The 19,829-nt window shown below is 37.3% G+C and carries 17 protein-coding genes and 1 riboswitch; of the genes, 2 read left to right on the top strand and 15 right to left on the bottom strand.

Going from position 1 to position 19,829, the window contains the following annotated elements; genetic code table 11:
* Nucleotides 1–32 precede the first annotated feature (32 nt).
* From D1953_RS20325 to D1953_RS20300, 6 genes are all read right to left on the bottom strand, one after another.
* Nucleotides 33–1,100, bottom strand: coding sequence for a D-alanine--D-alanine ligase (locus tag D1953_RS20325; RefSeq protein ID WP_119118975.1), 1,068 nt, complete (start codon nt 1,098–1,100; stop codon nt 33–35).
* Between the two features lie 257 nt (nt 1,101–1,357).
* Nucleotides 1,358–2,128 carry a hypothetical protein gene (locus tag D1953_RS20320; RefSeq protein ID WP_119118974.1) on the bottom strand — a complete coding sequence of 257 codons (771 nt, stop codon included), beginning with the start codon at nt 2,126–2,128 and terminating at the stop codon, nt 1,358–1,360.
* 324 nt (nt 2,129–2,452) lie between these two features.
* Nucleotides 2,453–2,818 (bottom strand): rhodanese-like domain-containing protein, encoded by a 366-nt coding sequence (locus D1953_RS20315; RefSeq protein ID WP_119118973.1) that lies wholly within the window; start codon nt 2,816–2,818, stop codon nt 2,453–2,455.
* Nucleotides 2,819–2,962: 144 nt separating this feature from the next.
* Nucleotides 2,963–4,228, bottom strand: coding sequence for a cation:dicarboxylate symporter family transporter (locus tag D1953_RS20310; RefSeq protein ID WP_119118972.1), 1,266 nt, complete (start codon nt 4,226–4,228; stop codon nt 2,963–2,965).
* 158 nt (nt 4,229–4,386) lie between these two features.
* A riboswitch (cyclic di-AMP (ydaO/yuaA leader) is annotated at nt 4,387–4,531 on the bottom strand.
* Nucleotides 4,532–4,764: 233 nt separating this feature from the next.
* Nucleotides 4,765–6,021 (bottom strand): efflux RND transporter periplasmic adaptor subunit, encoded by a 1,257-nt coding sequence (locus tag D1953_RS20305; protein ID WP_119118971.1) that lies wholly within the window; start codon nt 6,019–6,021, stop codon nt 4,765–4,767.
* A 14-nt stretch (nt 6,022–6,035) separates the two neighbouring features.
* Nucleotides 6,036–6,698 carry a hypothetical protein gene (locus D1953_RS20300; RefSeq protein ID WP_119118970.1) on the bottom strand — a complete coding sequence of 221 codons (663 nt, stop codon included), beginning with the start codon at nt 6,696–6,698 and terminating at the stop codon, nt 6,036–6,038.
* Between the two features lie 301 nt (nt 6,699–6,999).
* Here D1953_RS20300 and D1953_RS20295 point away from each other — a divergent pair, with 301 nt between their 5' ends.
* Nucleotides 7,000–9,042: a molybdopterin oxidoreductase family protein gene (locus D1953_RS20295; protein WP_119118969.1), complete on the top strand. Its 2,043-nt coding sequence runs from the start codon at nt 7,000–7,002 to the stop codon at nt 9,040–9,042.
* Nucleotides 9,043–9,238: 196 nt separating this feature from the next.
* Here the strand turns inward: D1953_RS20295 and D1953_RS20290 are convergent, their stop codons facing one another.
* Nucleotides 9,239–10,102, bottom strand: a complete 864-nt coding sequence (locus D1953_RS20290; protein WP_119118968.1) for a LysR family transcriptional regulator — start codon at nt 10,100–10,102, stop codon at nt 9,239–9,241.
* Between the two features lie 122 nt (nt 10,103–10,224).
* On the opposite strand from D1953_RS20290, the gene D1953_RS20285 reads away from it, so the two are divergent.
* The gene (locus tag D1953_RS20285; RefSeq protein ID WP_119118967.1) at nt 10,225–11,001 is read left to right on the top strand and encodes a class I SAM-dependent methyltransferase; all 777 of its coding nucleotides are present in this window, start codon (nt 10,225–10,227) and stop codon (nt 10,999–11,001) included.
* A 74-nt stretch (nt 11,002–11,075) separates the two neighbouring features.
* On the opposite strand, the gene D1953_RS20280 is transcribed toward D1953_RS20285, so the two are convergent.
* The 8 genes from D1953_RS20280 to D1953_RS20245 all read right to left on the bottom strand — a co-directional run bounded on the left by D1953_RS20280 (nt 11,076) and on the right by D1953_RS20245 (nt 17,948).
* The gene (locus D1953_RS20280; RefSeq protein WP_182480697.1) at nt 11,076–11,402 is read right to left on the bottom strand and encodes a FlxA-like family protein; all 327 of its coding nucleotides are present in this window, start codon (nt 11,400–11,402) and stop codon (nt 11,076–11,078) included.
* A 236-nt stretch (nt 11,403–11,638) separates the two neighbouring features.
* The gene (locus D1953_RS20275; protein ID WP_119118965.1) at nt 11,639–12,487 is read right to left on the bottom strand and encodes a tyrosine-type recombinase/integrase; all 849 of its coding nucleotides are present in this window, start codon (nt 12,485–12,487) and stop codon (nt 11,639–11,641) included.
* 114 nt (nt 12,488–12,601) lie between these two features.
* Nucleotides 12,602–13,384, bottom strand: a complete 783-nt coding sequence (locus D1953_RS20270; protein WP_119118964.1) for a sirohydrochlorin chelatase — start codon at nt 13,382–13,384, stop codon at nt 12,602–12,604.
* Nucleotides 13,385–14,161 carry a uroporphyrinogen-III C-methyltransferase gene (gene cobA / locus D1953_RS20265; protein ID WP_119118963.1) on the bottom strand — a complete coding sequence of 259 codons (777 nt, stop codon included), beginning with the start codon at nt 14,159–14,161 and terminating at the stop codon, nt 13,385–13,387.
* A 66-nt stretch (nt 14,162–14,227) separates the two neighbouring features.
* Nucleotides 14,228–14,821, bottom strand: a complete 594-nt coding sequence (gene cysC / locus D1953_RS20260; protein WP_119118962.1) for an adenylyl-sulfate kinase — start codon at nt 14,819–14,821, stop codon at nt 14,228–14,230.
* Between the two features lie 165 nt (nt 14,822–14,986).
* On the bottom strand, nt 14,987–16,126 hold the full coding sequence (gene sat, locus D1953_RS20255) for a sulfate adenylyltransferase (protein ID WP_119118961.1): 1,140 nt from the start codon (nt 16,124–16,126) through the stop codon (nt 14,987–14,989).
* Nucleotides 16,127–16,169: 43 nt separating this feature from the next.
* Nucleotides 16,170–17,234 (bottom strand): sulfate permease, encoded by a 1,065-nt coding sequence (locus D1953_RS20250; RefSeq protein WP_119118960.1) that lies wholly within the window; start codon nt 17,232–17,234, stop codon nt 16,170–16,172.
* Between the two features lie 12 nt (nt 17,235–17,246).
* Nucleotides 17,247–17,948 (bottom strand): phosphoadenylyl-sulfate reductase, encoded by a 702-nt coding sequence (locus D1953_RS20245; RefSeq protein WP_119118959.1) that lies wholly within the window; start codon nt 17,946–17,948, stop codon nt 17,247–17,249.
* Between the last annotated feature and the right edge of the window lie 1,881 nt (nt 17,949–19,829).

Genomic DNA, 19,829 nt, shown 5'->3' with positions numbered 1-19,829 from the left:
ACCTCATCTAATTAACAAATAAATAACAGTAGTTATACTGTATATTTAATTTTTTGTTTCTCTTCATAACGTTCTTGCGCAAGTTGAACGAGCTTTTCAATTAAAACTGGATATTCCACCCCTGTATGCTTCCATAATAACGGGAACATACTAAATGGCGTAAAACCAGGCATTGTATTTACTTCATTAATGTAGAAGTCCCCTTCTTTTGTTAAGAAGAAATCAGCACGAACCAATCCTGAACAATCTAATGATTTAAATGCTGTAATGGCCATTTTAGATAATTCTGCGTACTGCTCTTCTGTCACATCACCCGGAATAACCATTGTTGACTTACCATCTGTATATTTTGCTGTATAATCATAGAAATCTTTTCCTGAAATAATTTCTCCTGCAACCGAGCAAGCAGGATGATCATTTCCAAGCACACCAATTTCAATCTCGCGTGCTGTAACGCCTTCTTCGATAATAATTTTCCGGTCAAACTGAAACGCCTCTACGAACGCCTTCTCCAATTCCTCACGGTTAGAACACTTACTGATTCCAACACTTGAGCCTAAGTTCGCCGGTTTTACGAAATTAGGATAGCCGAGTTCTGCTTCTACTTGGTTATAGACTTCTTCTCGATTCGCTTCCCACTCAGAACGAATTAACCATGTATACTTAACTTGCGGCAAGCCCGCTTGCGCAAAAATATTTTTCATAATAACTTTATCCATACCTGCCGATGACGCTAAAACACCATTACCTACATATGGTAAATTTAATAATTCAAACATCCCTTGAACCGTACCATCTTCGCCATTCGGTCCGTGCAATAGCGGAAATAAAACATCATATCCATCTTCATTTGTTTCATTCGCTTTTTGCAAAGAAAGCGGAGCTACTTGACTTCCATTTGGAAATGCTAATTCCTCAACGTTTTCAACTGGCGCTGTCAATTGCGGCCCTTTTACCCAAGCTCCTTCTTTTGTTATGTAAATCGGATATATATCAAATTTCTCCAAATCAAGTGCTTTAATAACCGCCATTGCTGTTTGTAAGGAAACCTCATGTTCTGCAGATTTTCCACCATAAAGCAAGCCGAGTTTAGTTTTCATTTATGTGACCTCCATTATTCTTTTCACCATTATTTATTGTATCATTTCTCAACAAAAACGAACAAAGTTTTATTAAATAGAGTGCTTTACATAAATTTGTTAATTATTACTATTGTGTGACATACATATTTATCGAATGACATTCATTGCATTCTATGTCACCACACAACTAATTATATGTGAAACTTCATTCAGCAACAAAATTTATCCTACACTAAAAGAGCGCTAAAGCCCCCGTTGATAAAAGTTTTACTTTATCAGCTATTTAATACAATCGACCATTCCTTCGTTTTCCATAAAAAAGTAATATAAGCATCGGGTTCTTGCTTCTGTAGCTCATAGTAATGATCCAGCATGTCATCCATATTCGTGAAATCCCCCACTACCCATATTGGAATCTCCATTTTCACTCTCGTTTCAAGAGCATGCTTAAGAGAAAAAACAACCCCTTCAGAGAGCATAGCGGACAACTTCTCAAGCACTTCCATTGGTATAATAGGTAAATCTCGTTTTTTCCTCAAACCAAACCACGTTCTATCTATTTTTAATCCTTCAAGCTTTAAAGAAATAAGACTGCCTAACATTTTATAATACATAGGTAATGAACGATAATAAATTTTACTAAACCATCCATCATCATGCGATAAGTAAACAAACTGATTATGTAATTTGGAAAAGAACGGCTGTTTTAAATGATGCTTCATATGCCCAAGATAGAGCAGCTCAGCCAACTCCATTCCGCTCAATTCATCTAAACTATCCTCTTCTTGAAAATCAATCCAACAAAACTCACCATACGCTCCCACATCTTGTTTAATAAATTTCGCTACACCTTCACTCGGTATATAATCTAAAGCAACATTTAAATTAAATTGTGTATCACCATAATCATGTTTTAACAACAAAAGATGTTGCAATGGTTTTTCTAAAGAATTAGCAAACTCCCAAAAGCTCATCCCATTTGAAATCACAAAACGTTCAGAAGCTTGCACATGCATATATAAGATTTCTCTAATCTCATGCTTCATAACCCACTTCCCTCCGACCTTTCCGTGGAATTAGAGCGCTCATTTTATCAATTTTCTCACTTCTTCACAATCGCACGATATTCCGTTAACCTTGTACATTCATTTAAAGTCATACTATCATACCACTAAAGCGGAATAAACCCTTGAAGACAGAGCAGGTTCATCCCATCTAGGGAACATTACTATATACCGACTAAAGCAAGGGACCATAGGATTATTCTATACATAAAAAGCGTAAAATTAGACACTAAAACACAGTGATAATTTACTCATTCATAAAAAGAAACACCCCTCCAAAAGATAGGACGGTGTTTTTAGAATTTCTTAATCTTTCCAGGCGTTTATACCACTACTAACATTCTCAATTTGTTTGAAACCTAACTTTTTAAGTGTTTTTGCCGCACTTATACTTCTCATTCCGCTATGGCAAATGATAACTACCGGCTTCTTTTTATCCAGCTCATTCACTCTTTGCTTCAACAAATAAAGGGGGATGTTACTAAATTGCGGGATATGACGATCGTTATATTCAACTTCAGAACGAACGTCAATATACTGTTTTTTTACCTGTAACGATAAATCTTTCGCTAAATCTTCTGTTGTAATACTCTTAACCCCTTTTGCTGGTAAAGCCTTAGACAAAGCAAACACAGCTATTGTTAAAAACATGAGCAACGTAATCCAAGACATCTATTCTCCCCCTTTATATACCGACTTATGTATGTATATTTTTATCTTAGTAACTTTCCTGCTTTTTTCATCAAACAAATCTTCCTCGTAAAGATATAGCTATAAAAAATCCAGAGCAGTATCACCGCTCTGGATTTTTGATCATTATGACGCTTTCTTCACTTGTTCATCTGCTGCTGCAGGGTTAAATTGCCCTTCCCATTTAGAGATAACAATCGCCGCTAACGCATTCCCAATTACGTTTACAACTGTACGTCCCATATCTAAAATACGGTCAATACCCGCAATGAACGCTAAACCTTCGACTGGAATTCCGACTGTCCCAAGTGTTGCTAACAATACAACAAATGATACACCTGGAACTCCCGCAATTCCTTTTGATGTGACCATTAACACAAGCATTAATGAAATTTGATCCATGAGACTCATATCAATACCGTACATTTGCGCAATAAAGATAGCTGCTAATGCTTGATATAACGTTGATCCATCAAGATTGAATGAATAACCCGTCGGAATAACGAAAGAAGCAATATGTTTTGGGCATCCCGCTTTCTCCATTTTATCCATAATTCTTGGAAGAACGGCTTCAGAACTCGCTGTAGAGAACGCCAAAACCAACTCTTCTTTTAAAATTTTAATCAATTTAAAAATACTAAAGCCAACTAATTTCGCGATAATTCCCAATACAACTAGAATAAAGAAAATCATCGTTCCATATACAGAAAGAGCTAACTTTCCTAATGGAATCAAAGAAGATAAACCAAACTTAGAAACTGTTACCCCAATTAGTGCAAATACACCGAATGGAGCAAATTTCATAACCATATTCGTTACGTAGAACATTGCATCCGCTGTTCCTTGGAAGAAGTGAAGAACAGGCTTTCCTTTTTCCCCAATTGCAGCAATCCCGACCCCTAGCATAAGCGAGAAGAAAATAATTGCAAGCATATCACCATTTACAATAGCTGCAATTGGATTAGTAGGAACGATATTAACAATTGTCTCAATGAAACCTGCTTCTTCTTTGTGCTCCGCTGTATCGACATAACTTGAAATATCAGTTTGTGACAATTCACTCATATTAACGCCAGCACCAGGCTGAATAACATTCGCTGCTATAATTCCGACGATAATTGCAATCGTTGTAACGATTTCAAAGTACAGGATTGCTTTACCACCAATTTTACCTACAGATTTTAAATCGCCGACTCCTGCAACTGCAACTACAATACTTGCTACAACAATCGGTACAACAATCATTTTAATAAGACGTAAGAAGATATCTCCAATTGGCTGTAAGTATTCTTGAGCCGTTGTATTGCCATAAAAAATAGCACCAACGATTATACCAACTAGTAGGCCAATGAAGATTTGAGTAGCTAGACTCAACTGAAATTTCTTTTTCATAAATCCCTCACCTTTCTTAATAGTTTTTACAAAAAAACAGTGTTTCGGTAAAGGAAACAAGATTGTTGATAAAAAGAAAACTCTTTCTGCAGCTGGAAACCGCTTTCTTTCGACCAAAAAAAGACACAAGTGGTGTCTTTACCATAAAGATTCACATATTGTTTCCTTTAAGTCGCTTACGAGGTTAGCTGTCGGGTTAGGATTTGGAAACAAATTGCCCTTTCATTTCTGAATTCACCCCTAGCAGAAGGTTCTGCAAAGTCGGGTCCCCCGCTCTAAAAAAAGATTCAGCGAAATAATCCCTCGAATCAATACTATCTCAAAATTATAAATGTGTAAACGTTTTTTTATATCTGAATAATTATTTTCTCTGGATGAAGTCTCTTTTATTCTGGATTTAAACGCTTTCTATCTATATTATTTATTTATAATAACTTTTTTTGCAATTATACTAATATAAAAAATTTTCAGAATAAAATATTTATTGTAAAACCAAAAAAGGACTTCACTATGGAAGCCCCTTCAGTAAATTAAAACTATTTCTCCAGTAACCCAACTAAGAAATGACGCCATTTCTCACGAGTTGTAAACGTGTTATACGCATCTAAGTTTACCTTTTCTACTTGAATAGGAGTAATAAACGTTGAATGATTTTTCGGAATCACTCTTGGTGTAACAAGAACCACATCTCCTTCTGCTGGACCAGAAGCAATCTCAAGCTTTTGATTCGCTCTCAATCCTGCTGTAACATATTGTTTATTTACATATCCATTGTTTGTTAACTTAAATACATAGAGATTGTCCTTTCCATACACCGTTTTCTCCGGAATCGTCGGAACATCTACCGCTTCATTTGTAACAACCGTTACATCTACCTTTGAACCGACGGCTAGCGGCGGTAATACTCCTTCTTCATCTTCCTCTTCCGCTATTACGACTTGAAATGGAAACATCGATTTTTGATTAAGAGAAGGTTCTGACACTGGATAGTTTTCCACGCTTCCAACTGTACCATTGATTCCTTTCTCTAAACGCGGAGATGTAATTTTAACCGGCATCCCAACTGTTGTTTTGTGTAACTGCGACTCAGAAAGAACGCCTTTTACAGCTTGTTGAGTAGAGGCAATGATCACCACTGGATTATTAAGTGATTGATCAATCCGTTTCACAACCCCATCTACTTCCGCATCAATCGTAAGCGGCCCACTAAGTTCATTCATCGCTGCTAATTGTGAATCCAGCCTTGTTTTTCTCTCTTCTAATTTACTCTTCTCTAGCTCTTGTTTATAAATCTCTTGTTCAAGTGTGCTAATAATTAAATCAGAAGAAGCATTGCGATCCAAACCTACACCGCCCTGCACGATTTCCGAAACCGTTGAAGCATTAGGAACTTGCGCTTTGTAATCCGTTAACTTCTTAATATATGCCTCAATTTCCGTTATCGAACCAGTTATCTCGGTAATTTCCCGCTCAACTTCCCCTTTATTTTTTTCTAAATCCTTTACTTCATACTCGAATAGAGGGGTACCCGCTGTTACTTCTTCCCCCTCTTTCACAAGAAATCGCTGAAACTCTTTACCCGATTCATCAAAGTACACTTCATATTCCTCAGCAGGGATTGTAACCCCCTTCGTCTCAAACGTTTCCGTTACAGTTGCGGCCTTAACTTTTGTCCAATATTCCACAAAAATTGAACGCGATACTTTACTATCCTCTTTTGTAATTAAATAGAGGTTCGTTGCCACTAACACACCTGAAACTACTACAGCCGAAAGTACTTTCCATCGTTTCATCTTTCTTCATCCCCTCAAACAAATACGCTCACTTTTACATAAGCCAATAATGCATTCAAAAGCCAAATTGCTATATAGCTTAAAACAATAACCGCCAGCAAGGTATATGTATTTCGCTCCGTCATTTTTTTTAGATAATAATACTGTATGGCAATCACAAACACTTGAAAAATTGTAATTTCACTAAACAAATGAATAACATATTCTTGCGAAACTAGATACTGACTAATTACTCCTAAAGAAAAAGGGTTGGCATCATAATTGATATCCAGATAAACAAAAAAAGGAAGAAGAAGTAATTTTTCTAACAATTGCACAATAAATATAATCATTTGGACAATCAAAACTTTTAAATACGCAATATCTGTTAAAGCCCATACAAACAGAGCAATCAGAAACAAATAAACCGTTGGATAAATCAGTCCCGCTACAGCATTTCCTGCTAAAATAAGCAGCTTACCCATTTCAAATTCACTTTCACCTAATCCAACGAGCTCTTTCGAAAACGATTCTGAGCCAATTCCTAGAAATCCATATAAGCAAAAAAGAAGAAGACTAGCGACATATAGGAATACAATATTTCTCCCGATATGTGTCACTGCTTCTGCATTTTGCAACTTATATCGACTTTTTTCTAGCGTAAACAAGCCTTTCAGTAATCTTACCTGGTAAATCATTATATGTTCCCCCATGTGTTTGGAATATTCTTCTCTATTCTACTTCAAATTTCACCCAAAGTGCAGAATAAATCAGTAAAAAATAACTCTTTTCACCTATAACACAAAAGGCTACATTCACTATATCCCGTACAATAGATTTATGATTGTAAACCACGATCTGTAATGCACGAACAATACACACAATAAATAATTGGATGCCCCCCTAAAGGATATTTCCTTACCTTTAGCAATTCAATAGTATTCCTGTTAAAATAAAATAAATACTATTTTGTTTTACTTATGAAGGGAGAGGTACGCCCTGCAATCCTATATCAATCAACTAGATGGGGTCTTCCCCTCAGTTTGCTCCCTTGATTGTCCTGACCAATGCGGTTTGCTGCTGCATAAGAAAAACGGGAAAATCATTAAGGTCGAGGGGGATTCTAACCATCCGGTTACTAAAGGGAATATCTGTAATAAAGTTCGAAACATGACAGCTCGTATATATGATTCTAAGCGTCTGTCACAACCATTAAAGCGGATTGGTGCTAAAGGGGAAGGAAAGTTCATCCCAATCAGTTGGGACGAAGCTATTGATACTATCACTTCCAAATGGAGAAATTTGATTAATCAGCACGGGCCCGAAAGCATTCTGCCCTACAGTTTTTATGGAAACATGGGAAACCTTAGTGCGGAAGGAATGGATCGGCGCTTCTTTCACAAACTCGGCGCTAGCAGACTTGAGCGTTCCATTTGTAACGCAGCTGGTGCAATCGGCTACGGCTATACAATGGGTGGCTCTTTCGGCATCGACCCCGAAGAAACGATTCACACAAAGCTTTTTATCCTGTGGGGAATTAATGCAGTAAGTACAAATATGCACCAAGTGACGATCGCCCAGCAGGCCAGAAAAAACGGCGCAAAAGTTGTAGTCATTGACGTGCATAAAAACCAGACTGGAAAATGGGCGGATTGGTTTATTCCAATTCTACCTGGTACCGATAGCGCCCTGGCCCTCGGCTTAATGCATATTCTATATGCTGAAAATCTAGTTAACCAGCCCTTCTTAGAAGAATATACGGTAGGCTCGGCCGAATTGCGTGAGCACGTCCGTCAATATGACCCAGCTACTGTCTCAGCAATTACTGGCGTTTCCATTGATGATCTTTATACATTAGCTCGTATGTATGGAAGTACCACTCCATCATTCATTCGAATCGGTAACGGCTTGCAGCATCATGATAATGGCGGAATGGCTGTACGAACGATTGCCTGTCTTCCCGCTCTTACCGGTCAATGGGTCGCGAAGGGTGGCGGTGCTATGAAAGGAAACTCTGGTTATTTGGCATTTAACACGAATGCCCTGCAGCGGCCTGACTTATTACAAAATAAGAAAACACGTGTCATTAATATGAACCAAATTGGACAGGCCCTTTTAGAAAAAGAAAAGCCTATTCTCTCCTTATTTGTTTACAATTCCAATCCGGTCCTTGTGGCCCCAAATGCGAATAAAGTTCAACAAGGGCTAATGCGCGAAGATTTATTTACAGTTGTTCATGATTTATTTTTAACCGAAACGGCTATGTATGCCGACCTAGTCCTGCCTGCTGCTTCGTCTTATGAAACAGAGGATTTCTACAATTCATACTGGCATAATTATGTCCAAATACAGAAGCCAGTAATTGAAACATACGGTCAGTCAAAGTCCAATGTCGAGTTATTCAAACTATTAGCTGCTAGCATGGACTTTAAAGAATCAGCTTTTCAAGATTCAGAAGAAGATATGATTCGTCAGGCATTGGATTTTCCTGATAACCCTTATCTAGAGGGAATTACTTATGAATCTCTTTCAGAAAATCAATTTGTTAAAGCTAAGATGCGTCCGCTCTTCTCAGGTAAACTAAGAACACCGAGCGGCAAAATTGAACTCTATTCTGAACAGATGAAACAGCATGGATACGAACCACTGCCGACGTATACATCCATTGTTAAAGACTCTGACTTGCCATTTTTATTTATACCAGCGCCAAATCATAACTTCTTGAACTCTACTTTTTCCAATAACGATAAACATATCTCAATGGAAAAGGAACCAAAACTGCATATGAATGCAGTTGATGCTCTTAAACTAGGAATCGATACCGGCGACATGGTCCGTATCTGGAACGAGCGCGGTGAATGTATCTTAAAGGCGGCTCCCGGTGATACTGTCCTAGCCGGCGTTCTTGTCAGCCAAGGCCTATGGCAGAACACTCCTGGTAGGAAACAGCACATCAACACCCTTACTCCAGATCGACTTGCTGATATGGGGAATGGCGCCGTCTTCTTCTCGGGTCGAGTTAATCTTGAAAAAATATTGTAGTTTCTGAACAATAATTCATTTATTGAATAAAAGTCCGATTTCAATATCAATCGGACTTTTTGGTCTTTCTCTTCCCCTTATTGTTATTCAGTCAAATTAAGTTGGTTTTAAAAGCTTGAAGATTAAATCATAAAGAAGAAAAACAGAAGAAAGAAAAATCGAAGACCTTCTCTTTAGTTTTTTAGATTAACACGATTTAAAAATCCACAATCTCTTCTCTCAAAAACTGACTAAAGGCCCTAACTTCGTCTGTTTCTACTTTTGTTAATATATATGTAGCTGATGCAGGCGGACTAATTTGATTACTTTTTACTTCTAGCAATTTACCCATACTTATTTCTTCCTTCACCATCGAACGAGGCAAATAGGAAATACCAAGTCCTTGTTCGATAAATTTCTTTGTGATTTCTACCTGATTAACTGCCATTGTTCGAACAATTGGATATACTCGTTTAACATCATGTAGCAAGTCATCCCAGTAGTCAGGATGATTATGTGTAATAAGTCGATACGTATGTAATCCTGTCTTCTCATCCAAATTCACATCATTTGGTCCGACTAGTATAACCGGTTCTTCATGAACCATCTGACAATAAATATTCATCTGTATAGGCTTAACTCTTGTTAAGCCTATATCCGCTCTTCCTGCACTAATCTCCTCCCCTATTTCATACGATTTCAGTACATCAATCAGCACTTCTATATCGGGATATTGATTCATAAAACTTCGTAATAAAGAAGGCAATACCGAGGAGGCAATTTGCGGTGCCGTTGCAATGCTTAATTTACGTTTATACCCTTGTTTCCACGCCTCAAATTCATCTAATCCTTGTTCATATTGAGCAAGAATCTCCCTTGCATAAGGCAAAAAACGATGCCCTGCCGCTGTTAATGTAACGTGTTTACCTACTCTTTCAAACAATTGACTATTTAACTGTTCTTCTAATCTTTTGATATGTTTTGTAATCGCGGGCTGTGTTACAAATAATTCTTCTGATGCTTGGCGAAAGTTTTCATACTGTGCGGCCACTATAAACGTTTTAATCCATTTAATATCCATATCGATTCCCCATTATAATAACATTTCGTTATTAATTTCTTCTTTTTTTGTTAATTTTTATTATAAATCCTATCAAGTATAATTTCATTAACACAATTATTTCATGATAGGAGCGAGTAAAAATGAAAAAAGCGCAAGCAAAAAACGATCGTTGGAATGCAAATTTATACGATATTAAACATTCATTCGTATCTCAATATGGAAATCATTTAGTTGAATTATTAGCTCCCCAAAAAGGAGAAAGGATTCTAGACCTTGGCTGTGGTACAGGTGACTTAGCTAACAAATTAGCAAACTTAGAATGCGACATTATAGGAATCGATCAATCACCTAACATGATTCAACAAGCAAAAGAGAAATTTCCGCACATTGACTTCAGCGTGCAAGATGCTACAAAGTTAAGCTATCATAATGAATTCGATGCAGTATTTTCTAATGCAGTTCTTCACTGGATAAAAGAACCGCGTGCCGTGCTTCATTATATTTTTCACAGCTTAAAACAAGGCGGAAGATTCGTGGCAGAGTTTGGTGGAAAAGGTAATGTACAAACGATTACAAATGAAATCATGAAGCAATTCGCAAACTTGGGAATGATAGAACAAGCCGAGAAATTCCCGTGGTATTATCCGAGCATCGGTGAATACTCAGCTTTAATGGAGGAGATTGGATTTAGAGTTACCTTTGCGCAGCATATTGATCGACCAACCCCTTTAGACGGCGAGAACGGATTAAGAAATTGGATTGAAATGTTTGGCGGCGGAATGTTTGAAGGAGCAACAGAAGAAACAAAAGAAGTAATTATAACGAAGGTCGAACAAAATCTAAAAGAACATTTATATATAGACGGTCAATGGGTAGCAGATTATAAACGAATTCGGGTGATTGGAGTAAAAGAATAACAAATTGAAAATGTATCTATCTTAGACTAGCAGGGAGAAAGCGGTGTTTCAAGACTCCCTGCTCTATGTTAAATTTATTTATTCTCCTGTGATTGAGCATACAACACATTAGCTTCTGCACTAATCTGCAAACTATCTAATTCCTGTTCATTGACTTCTTGTACCTTTGTTTGTTCTTTTGCCTTTTCTCTTTGAAGCTGCTGAATTCTTATTTCAATCTGTTGAAGTTGTTGCTGAAGCCGTTGAATGTTCTGTTGCTTTGTTTCTGAGTCCTCCTCCGACAAGGTAGCTTCTTGAAGATCATCCTGAATGTCCGTTCTTTGCTTTTCTAGTTCTTTAATTGTACGGTCAGATGTGTTAGATGATGTTTCCATACTATAACTTACACTTCCAGTTGACATAATTTGCATCCTAATCTTTCCCTCTCTCTCAAAATTTATGAACATCTTGAAGATAAATCTTTTTTCCTTAAAAAAGCCTTAAGAAAAAGAACTAGATTAGCAGATTTCGTCGATTGGTTCACCCAAATTCCCTACGTCAACAACATTAAGGGAGAAGCTATCGTAACTAAAAAAAGACAAAACCTAGTAAGATTTCGTCTTCAATATCTTCATCTTATAACAAAGCTTGCTACCAATCAGCTTCCATTCTTATCATGATTAAACACTTGGTTAATCGCATCAACAAACGAATCATCTTTCGCTCTTATATAGCGCTTTGCCATATTTAAATCTTTATGTCCAGCTAATTTCGAAACGGTAAGCACATCCACCCCATTATCAATTAACCTTTGACAAAATGTATGGCGTAATTTATGCGGATGTACATTATATTTTTTCAAAAGATACTGCACAGAACGCGGTGTCATCCTTTGATTATAACTTGAGATAAATAAAGGCTCTGCTTGTTCTTTTAATGAATCGAGATAATTTTTCAAATGCGCTTGAGCTGCATCTGTGAGCGGTACTGTTCGGTCAACCTTTCTCTTCGCATTCCGAACCTGGATATACCACTTATTACTTTTTACTACAATGTCTTCGCAGTCTAAATCACATAATTCTGAAACACGAATACCAGTATGTAACAACAGATAGACAATCGTAATATTGCGTAAATTCCCTTCTGCTACCACCATTTTTAATAAAGCCGCTTGTTCCTCATCACTTAAAGAATCAGGAGCTTCTTGCCTCGCTTCATTTACTCTCCGCTCCACAGACAGCATTACCTGAGGTTTACCAAGGTATTTAAAAAAAACAGATAAGGCCATATAATGTTTTTCAATAGTACCTGAACTTTTCTTAGAATTTTCTAAAAAGTCGAGATACATTTGTATATGTTCTGTCTCTACTGATTCTACTTTCATTTTACTATACTCATAAAATTGCGAAAGAACACCAGTATATGTTTTAATTGTATTCTCCGATTTACCTTGACTACGCAGCCATTCAGCAAACGAGAGTATCACTGCTTCTTTAGTAGAATCCATCGCTAATCCCCCAATGGCAAATACAGAATTAGCATTATTTTAACATACATTTTTCCAGAAGGCGAAAATACCGTTTTTTTGAAGTGTATCCTTCCAAGGAAAGACACACTCCAACTATTCAATCGCCTTATACTGTCCATTAAACGTATAGCTTAAATCTGTATTTCTCATCGCTTCTAGCACCCGTTCTATGAATACTTCCTCTACTTTCAAATCATATCCTAAGTAGCGGCATAACCTAATATTATTATTCTCTTCTTGTGCAAGTTGTACTTGACTTTCAATTTTTTTCATGAGCACTCCAGTAAATAATAAGTAAGGTATGAGAAAAATAGGCCGATTTTTCAACAGCGTCAGTTCGGCAAGCATATCTTCAAACTTCGGTTCTGCTGCTACCAAATAACATATTCTAACATCCTCTATACGAGAGCGCTTCTTGACCAACTCTCCAATGGATTCTAAATCCTTCACAACATCCGGATCTGAACTTCCTCTTCCAATTAACACAATCATAGAAGAGTCCGGATACCCCTCATTTTGTTCCAACACTCTTTCCACTACACTTTCCGCCATTTTCTCATGCACACCAATCGGTTTACCATACGTCACTTGAACCCCCGGATGCTGCTGAGATACCTTTTCTAACTCAAGTGGAATATCATATTTTGCATGTACAGCTGTCAGCAGTAAAAGAGGTACGACAGCTATATGTGTGGCCCCCTGTTGGACACAAGATGAAAATCCTTCTTCAATAGAAGGAGAGGCAAGCTCAAGAAAACACACTTCTTGAATCTCTGCCTCCACATGTTTCTGACAACGGGAGAGAAAGGCAACCGCTTCCTCACAAGCTTTTTTGACCCTGCTTCCGTGACATATATATAGCACTGCCTGTTTCATTTACAACGCCTCGCTGATTGGTGATAAAGTTTGGATATTCTCCTTGAACCACTTTAGTTTCTCTCTATAGCGTACGACTTCACCGATAATAATCATGCTCGGATTTTCGATTTGTTCTTCACGGACAATATCTACAATAGTCGCAAGCGTTCCCGTCACCGTTTTTTGAATATCTGTTGTTCCCCAATGAACAAGAGCAATTGGGGTATCTTCACTCTTTCCATATTTCAAAAGCTGTTCTCGAATATAAGGAAGATTGCTTACTCCCATATAAATCGCTAACGTATCAATTCCCTTAGCTAAACTTTCCCACTTTTCACTTTCTTGTCTATCATTTTTATGATGCCCCGTAACAAAGGCTACACTTGAACTGACATCCCTATGCGTAACAGGAATACCGGCATAAGCAGAAGCAGCGATACCAGAAGTGATTCCCGGGACAATTTCAAATGGAATATTTTCCTTTACAAGCGCTTCTGCCTCTTCTCCACCTCGGCCAAAGACGAAAGGATCGCCACCTTTTAATCTCGTTACAATCTTTCCGCTCTTCGCATAACGAATTAAAAAATGATGAATCGTTTCTTGTGTCATTGCGTGATGGTCTGGCTGCTTGCCGCAATAAATTAGTTCTGCGCCTGTTTTTGCATAAGAAAGCAGTTCTTTATTGACAAGGCGATCGTATAAAATAACATCCGCCTGCTGTATACATTTGATTGCTTTTAACGTAATCAATTCTGGATCACCAGGCCCTGCACCTACTAAATATACTTTCGCCATGTTTGTGTTCCCCTTATTCATTGATGATGATTTCTTTTTACCGATGTCCCAAAAAGAGCACTCTTTTTATATTAAACCTTTTTCTGTCAAAATATTTGTTAATTGTTCAACACATTCGTCAATTGTGTAATGTTCTGTATCTAATACAATTTCAGGGTTTTCTGGCTCCTCATAAGGTGCACTAATACCTGTGAAGTTTTTAATTTCTTCATTACGAGCTTTTTTATAAAGCCCTTTTGGATCTCGCTTCTCACATGCCTCAACAGAACACTTAATGTACACTTCTAAAAACTCATTTTCTTCCACTAATTCTCGAACAAGATTACGATCAGCGCGATATGGCGAAATAAAAGCCGTTAAAACAATTTGGCCGCTCTCCACGAACAACTTCGAAACTTCACCAATTCGTCTAATGTTTTCTTTACGATCATCCTCATTAAATCCTAAATCTTTATTTAAGCCATGACGAACGTTATCACCATCTAGCACAAATGCTTGATTTCCTCGTTCAAATAATGTTCTTGCGAACGCATTTGCTACAGATGATTTCCCAGATGCAGACAATCCTGTAAACCAAAGAATAAAACTTTGATGCTTATTTTGTTTTCTTCTTTCATCCTTAGAAATAGATGCTTCATGCCAAACGATATTTGTACTCAACTGAATTACCCCTTCCTCATCGGTCCTGTTATAAAATTATTATTTTGTATAAAAACGTCATTTCAAAAACTTTCAGCTATGTTGAAAAGTAGCTCTGGTTTGATAAAACCAGAGCTAGAATGAGCTAACAATCATTTTTTTGAAAAGATTGTTTAACCAAACTCCTTATGAAAGAACTTCTTGTTTAAGTCCTCTAATTAATACTTCAACGACTTCAGGTCGGCTAAATGTACTTGGTGGAACTTCTCCGCTTCGAAGCATTTGTCTAACTTTTGTTCCAGATAGAATAATATGCGCTGAGCTATCATGCGGACATGTTTTCGTTGTCGCCATTCCTTCACATTTACTGCAATAGAAGCTATGTTCGAACTTCATTGGTTTAATGCCTAACTCTTCTTCCTCGAATTGATCAAATAGCTTCTGAGCATCATATGTTCCATAGTAATCGCCAACACCTGCATGATCGCGACCTACGATAAAATGAGTACAACCGTAGTTTTTACGAACAAGTGCATGGAAAATTGCTTCTCTTGGACCTGCATATCTCATCGCTGCAGGAAATACACCTAATTGAACACGATTTTCAGGATAATAGTTTGATAGAAGCACCTCATAGCTTTCCATTCGAATAGCTGCAGAAATATCATCAGATTTTGTTTCACCAACTAAAGGATTTAAAAATAAACCATCAACTGTTTCTAAAGCTGCTTTTTGAATGTACTCATGTGCTCTGTGGACCGGATTTCTTGTTTGGAAACCAACGATTGTTTTCCAGCCTTTGTTCTTGAAAATTTCTCTAGTTTCGATTGGGTCAAATGTATATTCCGCAAATGTTTTTTCCAGTCTTTTCACTAATGTAATTTTACCGCCAACATATAATTCAGGACGTTCATGTAGTTTTTTAACACCTGGATGTTCTAAATCTGTTGTGCCATACACTAATAATGCTTCTCTTTCTTTATCCGGCTCATAAATATCTTCTACTTGAATCAAGCCGTATACTTCACCTTGATAGCTAAGTTTAGCTGTTTCTCCGATTTGTAACTCGCTTTCGACTTCTTTTGAAACCGGCAACGTAATTGGAATGCTCCAAACTGTCCCAGAAGCTAATCGCATATTTTCTACAACACTCTCATAATCTGCTTTCGATAAGAAACCATCAATTGGGCTGTACCCGCCAATTCCAATCAGTTCAAGATCACTTAAAGCAATTGCATCGATTTCTATTTCTCTATCAATTCCTTGAAGAGATGTTTCTGGATGATAAGCTTGGATTAATACTCCTCCATGTGGTTGTAAACTCATAATTTTTATCCTCCTAATTATATAATCATACTCGGTTTTAAGGTTAAATTCCTCCGCCTTCTTCATGTATCGCTTGCTCTTCTTCTCGCACTGCTCTCATTAAGCTAATCGCTACCAATGTACCTACCATAACGCTTAGCAGCATAATAACGGAATACAAATCGCTTTCTAAAAAGAGCTTAACTAAAAAATAAGAAATAGCCAATGAAAATATAGGGGAAACAACCCAAATTCTAACAATTTTCTTTACAATATGCTTATGAAAAAGCTCTTTTCCATTTTTCGCCACCCCAAGACCAATAATAGCTGAGGAAGTAACTTGAGTAAGTGGGACAGGTAAGCCGAAGATGGAGCTAATACCAACTAGAACTGCACCTGTTCCAGAAATTAAAATCCCCTCTGGTTTTGAAAATTTCGTGATTTTCTTTCCGTTTGTTTCCAAAACTCTTTTCCCAAGGAAAATGGCTCCGATGGCTACAAACGCCCCGCCAATCCATATTCCTTTTGTCACAGAGATCATCCCCGCTCCTACAAGCGGACCTACTGCGTTAGCCACATTGTTCATACCAGCCGAGAAAGCTTCGAAGAAACCAGCAAAAATTAAAATAATCGTTAACCAAGGGCGATCTTGTAAATAGCCTTTTTGCTGAATGATATATAGTAATTTACCAAATAACCAAGCCGCGCCGAAAGCTACGATTGGCACAAGCACCCAAAACATCATAATCACTAAAAGCGATTTAACAAACAGTACTTTGTAAGCAATTCCAACCCCTACAACAGCACCAACCGTTACTTCACTCGTTGATAAAGGAATACCAAGAAGATTGGCAAAAAACAATGAGCTTGTAGCAGATACTAAAATAATGACGACAATCTTGACATTGATTATATCTTGCGGAACAATCCCGGAGCTAATCGTTTTTACGACTTCTCCACCGCCTAATACGGCTCCTGCAAAAACGCCAAGCGCACAAATCAGTAAAGCATAGCGTGCTTTTGAGACTGCACCTGCCCCGTAAGCAACCCCCATTGAGGCTGCAGCCCCGCTAGCTCCAATATTCATTGCAAAAAATAAACTAATGGCTATTGCTACATATTCAAGCATATAGCGAATCCTTTATCCGTGTAATCCACATTCTGTTTTCCCTTTTCCTTGCCATCTACCAGAACGCAGGTCATCTGCATTAAAAGCTGGTGCAGTACAATGGGAACAACCTATGCTTGGGTATCCTTGATCATGAAGAAGATTGTAAGGCAAATCATTCTTATGAACATAGCGCCATACATCTTTCCAAGTCCAATGAATAAGCGGACAAATTTTCACCGATTGGAACCTATCATCGCGATTAATATATTGAACATGCTTTCTTGTTTCAGATTGTTCGCGGCGCAGGCCAGAAATCCAAGCTTTAGAGTCGGATAACACTTCATTCAGAGGAACCAACTTTCGTATTTGACAACACTGATTAGGATTGCTCTCCCATAATTTATCGCCAAATTCCGAAGCCTGTTCCTCTAGCGTTAACTTAGGCTTTTTCATAACAATATTTAAACTTGGGTACTTCTCCTTCACACGTTCAATTGTTTCGTATGTTTCTTTAAAATGAACATCTGTATCTAGAAACACAATCGTCGCATTCGGCTTTACTTTAGAAATTAAATCTACTAAAACAATACCTTCAATTCCGAAACTACAAGCATAGACAATCTCTTCTCCATACTGTTCATAGCTCCATTTTAAGACGTTCAACGCCGCCTTATATGTTTCATCAAGTTCAAATTCGATAGTCGGCTCCTGCCAAGTTTCATATGTTAACATCTGATCACGTCCTTTTTATTTAAACGAAAGAGGTGCTTTAACAAAAAGACATCATTCTCCCTATATCCCTAATATCCTTGTTAAAACACCTCCAGTTGTCTAGACAGCATTGTTTATATTGAATTATCCACTTGAATGATGTTCCTCTTCGGTTTAATTCACATCATTCAATGTTTTTCATAAATAAACTTGATTCAGAAAACTAAAGAAGCCTTTTCGATTGAAAGACTAGTTTCGTAACCTTATCTTTCAAACTGAATGTATCAACACCTTATATACACAGGTTGCTTCACTTCATAGGACGGGTATCCTATTCTTTCATCTTTCTAAATAAGTTATATATTATATAAAATAAGAAATAATTATTTATGTACAAATATTATCACATATTTCAAATAAGTCAACTAGGTTTTAACCGGTTAATTGTTAAAAATACATAATATTAAAAAAACTCTTGACTCCCAGCGAACGAATTGTTATATTACTAGTAATTCAATCGGTATTATTTTTTTCAGAGGAGAAAAATGCCCACCAGTCATCTGGAGGCCTTTACTGACAACACTGTTCGAGGTGTATGTAGTAAAGGCTTTTTTTATCCCCTGATCAACGGTCATTAACTATATAGCTAACCAGTCATCTGGAGGCCTTTACGACAACACAATTCAATGTGTATGGTAAAGGTCTTTTTTATAAGAGAAATATATATACAACTATTCTTAAACACGCTAAAAATACAATTAGCCGCTTTATAATATTTTAAATTTTCACTTCACTAAACAATTAGTCCAAACAGCTGGATACGGAAAATTCCCCATAAATCTCCCTACAGATTGTTATGCAGCAAAAGCATTAAGGTAAACCGTTAACACGCTTGCGGAGACATTTACCTTTTTCTCTATAACCAAGCTGATCGGTACAAACGAACCTTCTCATCCCACTCGTAAGTTTGCTTTCCTCGATCATTTAAATAACGGCCGAGCAGCTTGGGACATGGTCACGTCCAATATCAAAGCAAAAGCACGGAATTGTAGTCTTGATTAAAGCATCTCTTTCATGAAAAACACTGTAATCATGCTGAGAGATTTGTTAATGTCGTCCAAAAACTATTGGATAGCTGGGAAGATGAAGCCCTATTCATCAATAAAGAATCTTCCTAGTTTGCGGACACCTCTAAAATACATACAGTAACTCATGAAGGCAAATGTTTTTCTACTGATGGAAAGATACACCTTGTCCATCCTGTCATTGTTCAAGCAGGCTCTCCTAAAGCTGACAGTGGAGGCAGCTCTCTTACACTTACAGCATGGATAACAATTTGAAAAAGCACAAGCCTTTTGCGTCAATGTGAAAGGAAGAATAGGGAAGTATGATTATTTATTAGATGAATGAAAAGTTATTCGAGGTGTCCTCCCTTTTATCGGAAGAACAGAAAAAGAAGCAGACGTGGTCTCTTATCAACTATAGTTAATGTTGACTTATCAGGCAGGCCTCTGCTTAAACTAGACCAAATAAGTGGAAAAAAGAGCTAATTCCAGGTTATTCTAAGAGGATACAATAATAGTATTTTTCTCGCCACGGGTCCTCGATTGTCATTCCTAATCGATTAGGAGAAAATTTAGATGTGTGTATCTACGGGAAAGTTGTCTAGCAGAACTAAAAGATAGTATCGTGATAGAAACGGAAGAAGCTATATGCCTCAAAACTATCCGTTTTGCGAAGGAAGACATCAAGTAAATGGGAGGATGCTTATTTATTCTGTCCCTCTCTTCTTTATCGATGAACTAAAAACAAGTCATTTATTATTAATCACATAGAAAAAAGACCAGCAAATTTGCTGATCTTTTTTATGTTTTGCTTGGCGACGTCCTACTCTCACAGGGG

This window comes from Peribacillus asahii (assembly GCF_003570725.1).
GTDB lineage: Bacteria > Bacillota > Bacilli > Bacillales > DSM-1321 > Peribacillus > Peribacillus asahii.
The sequence above is the reverse complement of the archived record's forward strand: the minus strand, read 5'-3'. Positions and strand labels throughout refer to the sequence as shown.

What these genes read in the sequence shown, in the direction of transcription:
- D1953_RS20305 (WP_119118971.1), bottom strand. Translation starts at nt 6,021, where the DNA reads ATGAAACGATGGAAAGTACTTTCGGCTGTAGTAGTTTCAGGTGTGTTA.
- D1953_RS20300 (WP_119118970.1), bottom strand. Translation starts at nt 6,698, where the DNA reads ATGATTTACCAGGTAAGATTACTGAAAGGCTTGTTTACGCTAGAAAAA.
- D1953_RS20325 (WP_119118975.1), bottom strand. Translation starts at nt 1,100, where the DNA reads ATGAAAACTAAACTCGGCTTGCTTTATGGTGGAAAATCTGCAGAACAT.
- D1953_RS20315 (WP_119118973.1), bottom strand. Translation starts at nt 2,818, where the DNA reads ATGTCTTGGATTACGTTGCTCATGTTTTTAACAATAGCTGTGTTTGCT.
- D1953_RS20285 (WP_119118967.1), top strand. Translation starts at nt 10,225, where the DNA reads ATGAAAAAAGCGCAAGCAAAAAACGATCGTTGGAATGCAAATTTATAC.
- D1953_RS20275 (WP_119118965.1), bottom strand. Translation starts at nt 12,487, where the DNA reads ATGGATTCTACTAAAGAAGCAGTGATACTCTCGTTTGCTGAATGGCTG.
- sat (WP_119118961.1), bottom strand. Translation starts at nt 16,126, where the DNA reads ATGAGTTTACAACCACATGGAGGAGTATTAATCCAAGCTTATCATCCA.
- D1953_RS20270 (WP_119118964.1), bottom strand. Translation starts at nt 13,384, where the DNA reads ATGAAACAGGCAGTGCTATATATATGTCACGGAAGCAGGGTCAAAAAA.
- D1953_RS20320 (WP_119118974.1), bottom strand. Translation starts at nt 2,128, where the DNA reads ATGAAGCATGAGATTAGAGAAATCTTATATATGCATGTGCAAGCTTCT.
- D1953_RS20245 (WP_119118959.1), bottom strand. Translation starts at nt 17,948, where the DNA reads ATGTTAACATATGAAACTTGGCAGGAGCCGACTATCGAATTTGAACTT.
- D1953_RS20290 (WP_119118968.1), bottom strand. Translation starts at nt 10,102, where the DNA reads ATGGATATTAAATGGATTAAAACGTTTATAGTGGCCGCACAGTATGAA.
- D1953_RS20250 (WP_119118960.1), bottom strand. Translation starts at nt 17,234, where the DNA reads ATGCTTGAATATGTAGCAATAGCCATTAGTTTATTTTTTGCAATGAAT.
- D1953_RS20310 (WP_119118972.1), bottom strand. Translation starts at nt 4,228, where the DNA reads ATGAAAAAGAAATTTCAGTTGAGTCTAGCTACTCAAATCTTCATTGGC.
- cobA (WP_119118963.1), bottom strand. Translation starts at nt 14,161, where the DNA reads ATGGCGAAAGTATATTTAGTAGGTGCAGGGCCTGGTGATCCAGAATTG.
- D1953_RS20280 (WP_182480697.1), bottom strand. Translation starts at nt 11,402, where the DNA reads ATGTCAACTGGAAGTGTAAGTTATAGTATGGAAACATCATCTAACACA.